This is a genomic window from Polynucleobacter sp. 39-46-10 (assembly GCF_002282275.1).
Map to the genome: position 1 here is coordinate 1 of NZ_NCJB01000148.1, position 5,637 is coordinate 5,637.

Consider the following 5,637-nt stretch of genomic DNA (forward strand, 5'->3'; position numbering starts at 1 on the left):
CAAAGCTCTTAGCTGAAAATAATTTACCTGTAGTGGAAGTGTCTTCACTCACCAAGTTCCCAGAGATGTTAGACGGCCGCGTAAAGACCTTGCATCCTATGGTGCATGGTGGCTTGTTGGCTCGTCGAGACTTCCCTGAGCATATGGCTGCTTTGAAAGAACATGGTATCGATACGATCGACATGCTAGTTATTAATCTCTATCCGTTTAATGAGACCGTTGCTAAAGCCGATTGCTCATTTGAAGATGCGGTTGAAAATATTGATATTGGTGGCCCAGCCATGTTGCGTGCTGCCGCCAAGAATCATCAAGATGTGACGGTGCTCATTTCACCAGAAGACTACGCGCCTGTACTTGAAGAAATGAAAGTCAATCAGAACGTGGTTTCCTATAAAACTAATTTAGCTCTAGCTAAAAAGGTATTTGCCCATACCGCTCAATACGACGGCGCGATTGCCAATTATTTATCTGCATTAGGTGATGATCTCGATCACAAGAAACGTTCTGCCTATCCAGAAACCTTACACCTTGCCTTTGAAAAAGTACAAGAGATGCGTTATGGGGAGAACCCACACCAATCAGCTGCTTTTTATAAAGATATCTATCCGGTTGATGGTGCGCTTGCCAATTACAAGCAACTACAAGGTAAAGAGCTCTCCTACAACAACATCGCTGATGCTGACTCTGCCTGGGAATGCGTCAAGAGCTTCACTGGCAGTACTGGTGGTGCCGCAGCCTGCGTCATTATTAAGCATGCCAACCCTTGCGGCGTAGCCGTTGCAGCTAACGGCCTCGAGGCTTATCAAAAAGCATTTAAAACCGACCCAAGCTCTGCCTTCGGTGGAATTATTGCCCTCAATGTGCCATGTGACGGTGCCGCAGCTGAGGCAATTTCCAAACAGTTTGTAGAAGTATTAATTGCGCCTAGTTTTAGCGATGAAGCAAAGGCTATATTTGCTGCTAAACAAAATGTGCGTCTCTTAGAGATTCCTCTGGGCACTGCGTTTAATACTTTTGACTTCAAACGCGTTGGCGGCGGATTGCTAGTTCAGTCTCCTGATGCGAAAAACGTCCTTGAAAACGAAATGCGTGTTGTAAGTAAGCGTCTTCCAACTCCAAGCGAAATGCATGACATGATGTTTGCATGGCGCGTTGCCAAGTTTGTGAAGTCAAATGCAATTGTGTATTGCGCTAAGGGCATGACGCTTGGTATTGGTGCTGGTCAAATGAGTCGCGTCGATTCCGCTCGCATGGCAAGCATTAAGGCAGAGAACGCAGGTCTGAGCCTGAAAGGCTCGGCAGTTGCTAGCGATGCCTTCTTCCCATTCAGAGATGGCTTGGATGTCGTTGTAAATGGTGGTGCAAGCTGCGCCATCCAGCCTGGTGGCAGCATGCGTGATGATGAAATTATTGCGGCGGCCAATGAGCATGGCATTGCCATGATCTTTACTGGCACACGTCACTTCCGACACTAAGCACCCATGCGCTGGATAGGAATCGACCCAGGTCTACGAACAACGGGTTTTGGCGTTATTGATGTTGATGGCCAAAAGCTGAGTTACGTAGCCTCTGGGACGATTGAGAGTGGCGACCCAGCACAAGGACTTCCTGAGCGACTGGGAATCTTGTATGCAGGCATTAAAGAAGTTCTAGAGACATACCACCCAGAGCAAGCTGCTATTGAAGAAGTATTCCTGAACGTCAATCCTCGCTCTACATTGATGCTAGGTCAGGCACGAGGTGCAGTGATTGCAGCTCTAGTGTCCGACAAGCTCCCAGTCGCAGAGTTCAGTGCACTTAGGGTAAAGCAGTCCATCGTCGGAACTGGAAGAGCCACCAAACCTCAGGTGCAAGAAATGGTCAAGCGTTTGCTACGCCTAAGCCGCGCCCCTGGTACAGATGCAGCCGATGCATTAGGGGTGGCGATTTGCGCTGCGCATCATGCCCAGATTCCGAAAGCCATTACTGCCGCCCTTATGCCCAAAAAGAGTAGTAAGAAATAACAATACAAACAGGTTAAGATCTTTACATGATTGGTCGCATTCAAGGAATTCTCGTTTCGGTTCACCCACCTCGCCTCTTGGTAGATTGCCAAGGCGTTGGTTATGAGATCGATGTGCCCATGAGTACCCTGTACCAATTGCCAGAGACTAATCAAAAAATTACACTTCTCACGCACTTTCAAGTACGAGAAGATGCGCAGCAACTTTTTGGCTTTGCTACAGAAACAGAGCGCGAAGCTTTTAGACAACTGATCAAAATTAGCGGTGTTGGATCGCGGACTGCCCTTGCAGTACTTTCCGGCATGAGTGTCAATGAATTAGCTCAAGCCATTGCAATGCAAGAAGCGGGACGCCTGACTCAGGTTCCTGGCATTGGGAAAAAGACTGCCGAGCGTCTTTGCCTCGAGCTCAAAGGGAAGCTAGCTCCAGATTTAGGAATTGTGGGTGGCAAGCCCCAGACAATTGAAGCCAGCAGTGAAATATTGCAGGCACTCTTGGCGCTAGGTTATTCAGAAAAAGAAGCGCATCTTGCCCTCAAACAAATACCGCCTGACACTACCGTTTCAGATGGTATTCGCATGGGCCTCAAATACCTCTCGAAGTCTTCATAACTAAGCACTCAAACACCACTACACTTGCAGTATGGCAATCCACACCGAAGATCTCAGCTCAATTCCCGAAGATTTACCTGAAGCCAATGACCGTATCGTTAGCGGCGCGGCAGGTAATTCTGAAGCCGTCTTTGAAAGAGCCTTGCGCCCAAAACAGTTGGATGAGTATGTTGGTCAAACCAAGGCTCGCGCTCAACTAGAAATCTTTATTACTGCAACGAGAGCCCGACAAGAGGCTCTCGATCACGTACTACTTTTTGGCCCTCCTGGCCTTGGTAAAACTACCCTAGCCCACATCATTGCTAGAGAACTAGGCGTGAACTTGCGCCAAACTAGCGGCCCCGTTCTGGATAGACCTGGCGATCTTGCTGCATTACTTACCAATTTGGAAGCAAACGATGTGCTCTTTATTGATGAGATTCATCGACTCTCTCCAGTAGTTGAGGAGATTCTCTATCCAGCACTAGAAGACTACAGCCTGGACATCATGATTGGTGAGGGGCCTGCAGCGCGCAGCGTCAAAATTGATCTCAAGCCATTTACCTTAATCGGTGCAACTACTCGTGCCGGTATGCTCACTAATCCACTGCGTGATCGCTTTGGTATTGTGGCAAGACTGGAGTTCTACACTACTGAAGAGCTCACCAAAATTATTACGCGCTCTGCCAGCTTACTCAAAGCTGATATTGACCCAGAGGGATCGATTGAGATTGCAAAGCGCGCTAGAGGCACACCACGTATCGCCAATCGCCTACTACGTCGAGTACGTGACTATGCCGAGGTCAAGGGTACCGGCACCATTACCAAGCAAATGGCAGATGCAGCATTAAAAATGCTCGATGTGGACCCAAGTGGTTTTGATGTAATGGACAGGAAATTACTGGAAGCTATCTTGCATAAGTTTGATGGCGGGCCAGTGGGTATTGATAACTTAGCAGCCGCTATTGGCGAAGAGCGTGACACCATTGAAGATGTATTGGAGCCCTACCTGATTCAACAAGGCTACCTACAAAGAACCTCTAGGGGCAGAGTCGCAACACGTCAGGCTTATGAGCATTTTGGCCTAACGCCACCTGCTGGTGATGGCCAGATATCTTGAAATTATTCAGATAAGCTAGAAAAGTTATCAATCCTAGCTTGGTCTATTGGGGTAACTTTTACCAGTTAAATTGCTATAGGCTGCCGCAACCAAAACTAGTATTACAGAATCTATCATTATCGGAAATATTGCATACCGATAATGCATGACATTGCCAAGCACCACAATTAAAGCAATTGCAGCTGCAGGGGGGTGCAAGCAGCGCAAAATAAACATTCCTAAAATAGATAAGCTGGCTGCAAATGACATTGCCATCAGTGGATCGTCCACAAAATGAATTACTGAGATTCCGACTAAAGCAGATAGGGTGTTGCCTGCAATGACTGCCCAAGGTTGGGCCATAGGGCTCTGTGGGAGTACAAAAACCAGTAAAGCGCTGGCACCCAAAGAAGCCATAAGCCATTCATTTACACCACTGAGATCTCCAAGATATCTTGAGATAGTGAGTACAAGTAAAAGACCAGCAAATACTCCAAATACAGATCTAAAGCGCTCTAACCAAGAGACGTGTGGTTGATCTCCACCAAAATAAAAAGCATATTTCTTTAAAAGGTATTTAAGAGAATGTCTCATCGTGATTCACATTTTTCTCTCAAACATTAGTTTCATGTATTGAGGTCTACAGTCAATTTTTTAGTACTACTTAACTAAAGTTACCTTAGCAAACTTACGCTTGCCTACCTGCACTACGTAAGTACCAGTATCAACTTTTAACTGTTTATCGGTAACTGTTGTGCCATCAATCTTTACGCCGTTTTGCTCAATGTTGCGCATCGCTTCAGACGTAGATGGTGCCAAGCCTGCAGCCTTCAAAAGGCTAGCAACCCCCATTGGAGCTCCAGTGAGACTTATTTCTGGGATGTCATCTGGTATTCCGCCTTTAGCGCGATGATTAAAGTCTTCCAAAGCTTTTTCTACGGCAGCTTGCGAATGAAAGCGTGCGACGATTTCTTGTGCGAGCAGCACTTTGCAATCTTTAGGATTTCTACCGGCAGCTACTTCTTGCTTCATCAGGTCAATTTCCGCCATAGGACGGAATGACAGTAATGTGAAGTAATCCCACATCAAGTCATCAGAGATACTCAAAAGTTTGCCGAACATCTCACCAGCAGGCTCGCTAATGCCAATGTAATTACCTTTGGACTTACTCATCTTATCAACGCCATCCAAACCAACCAGTAGCGGCATGGTCAAAATACATTGAGGCTCTTGGCCATACTCACGTTGGAGCTCGCGCCCAACTAAGAGGTTAAATTTCTGATCAGTGCCCCCAAGCTCTAGGTCGCTCTTGAGAGCAACTGAGTCATAACCCTGCATTAGTGGATACAAGAACTCATGCACAGAGATCGGTATCCCACTACGGTAGCGCTTGGTAAAGTCATCACGCTCTAACATTTGTGCAACGGTATAACGTGCCGCTAACTGAATCATGCCGCGTGCACCGAGAGGGTCGCACCATTCACTGTTGTAGCGCACCTCAGTTTTAGCAGGATCAAGCACCATACTGGCCTGACGATAGTAGGTCTGCGCATTGACAGCAATTTCTTCGGCAGTCAGTGGAGGGCGCGTTGCATTACGTCCAGAGGGGTCACCAATCATGCTGGTGAAGTCACCAATCAAGAAAATCACAGTGTGACCTAAATCTTGAAGCTGACGCAATTTATTCAAAACAACCGTATGACCCAAATGAATATCTGGCGCAGTTGGATCTAAACCCAATTTAATACGCAAAGGTGTACCAGTTGCCTGGCTTTTAGCTAGCTTCTGGATCCAGTCAGCCTCGACCAATAACTCGTCACAACCCCTTTTAGTGACTTCAAGGGCTGCAAAAACTTCAGGGGTCAGTGGGTATTTTTGTTCTGGTTTAGCCGTCATGCTGATTGGGTTAGCTTAGTGACTTACTTAGTCGGTTAAATTAGTATTT

The 5,637-nt window shown here is 46.8% G+C and carries 6 protein-coding genes; 4 read left to right on the forward strand and 2 right to left on the reverse strand.

What is annotated here, in order from left to right:
- From purH to ruvB, 4 genes are all read left to right on the forward strand, one after another.
- The coding region (gene purH, locus B7X71_RS11060; RefSeq protein ID WP_293600755.1) for a bifunctional phosphoribosylaminoimidazolecarboxamide formyltransferase/IMP cyclohydrolase at positions 1-1,475 on the forward strand (1,475 nt) is incomplete at its 5' end.
- Positions 1,476-1,481: 6 nt separating this feature from the next.
- Positions 1,482-2,003, forward strand: a complete 522-nt coding sequence (gene ruvC / locus B7X71_RS11065) for a crossover junction endodeoxyribonuclease RuvC (protein WP_293598775.1) — start codon at positions 1,482-1,484, stop codon at positions 2,001-2,003.
- A 26-nt stretch (positions 2,004-2,029) separates the two neighbouring features.
- A complete protein-coding gene (ruvA, locus tag B7X71_RS11070; protein WP_215302093.1) occupies positions 2,030-2,614 on the forward strand; it encodes a Holliday junction branch migration protein RuvA in 585 nt (194 codons plus the stop codon).
- Positions 2,615-2,645: 31 nt separating this feature from the next.
- Positions 2,646-3,713, forward strand: a complete 1,068-nt coding sequence (gene ruvB / locus B7X71_RS11075; RefSeq protein ID WP_215386855.1) for a Holliday junction branch migration DNA helicase RuvB — start codon at positions 2,646-2,648, stop codon at positions 3,711-3,713.
- Positions 3,714-3,746: 33 nt separating this feature from the next.
- On the opposite strand, the gene B7X71_RS11080 is transcribed toward ruvB, so the two are convergent.
- Both B7X71_RS11080 and tyrS read right to left on the reverse strand, forming a co-directional pair.
- Entirely contained in the window at positions 3,747-4,286 is a 540-nt protein-coding gene (locus B7X71_RS11080) for an HPP family protein (protein ID WP_215386857.1), read from the reverse strand.
- Between the two features lie 66 nt (positions 4,287-4,352).
- Positions 4,353-5,588 carry a tyrosine--tRNA ligase gene (gene tyrS / locus B7X71_RS11085; RefSeq protein WP_293599837.1) on the reverse strand — a complete coding sequence of 412 codons (1,236 nt, stop codon included), beginning with the start codon at positions 5,586-5,588 and terminating at the stop codon, positions 4,353-4,355.
- Positions 5,589-5,637 lie beyond the last annotated feature (49 nt).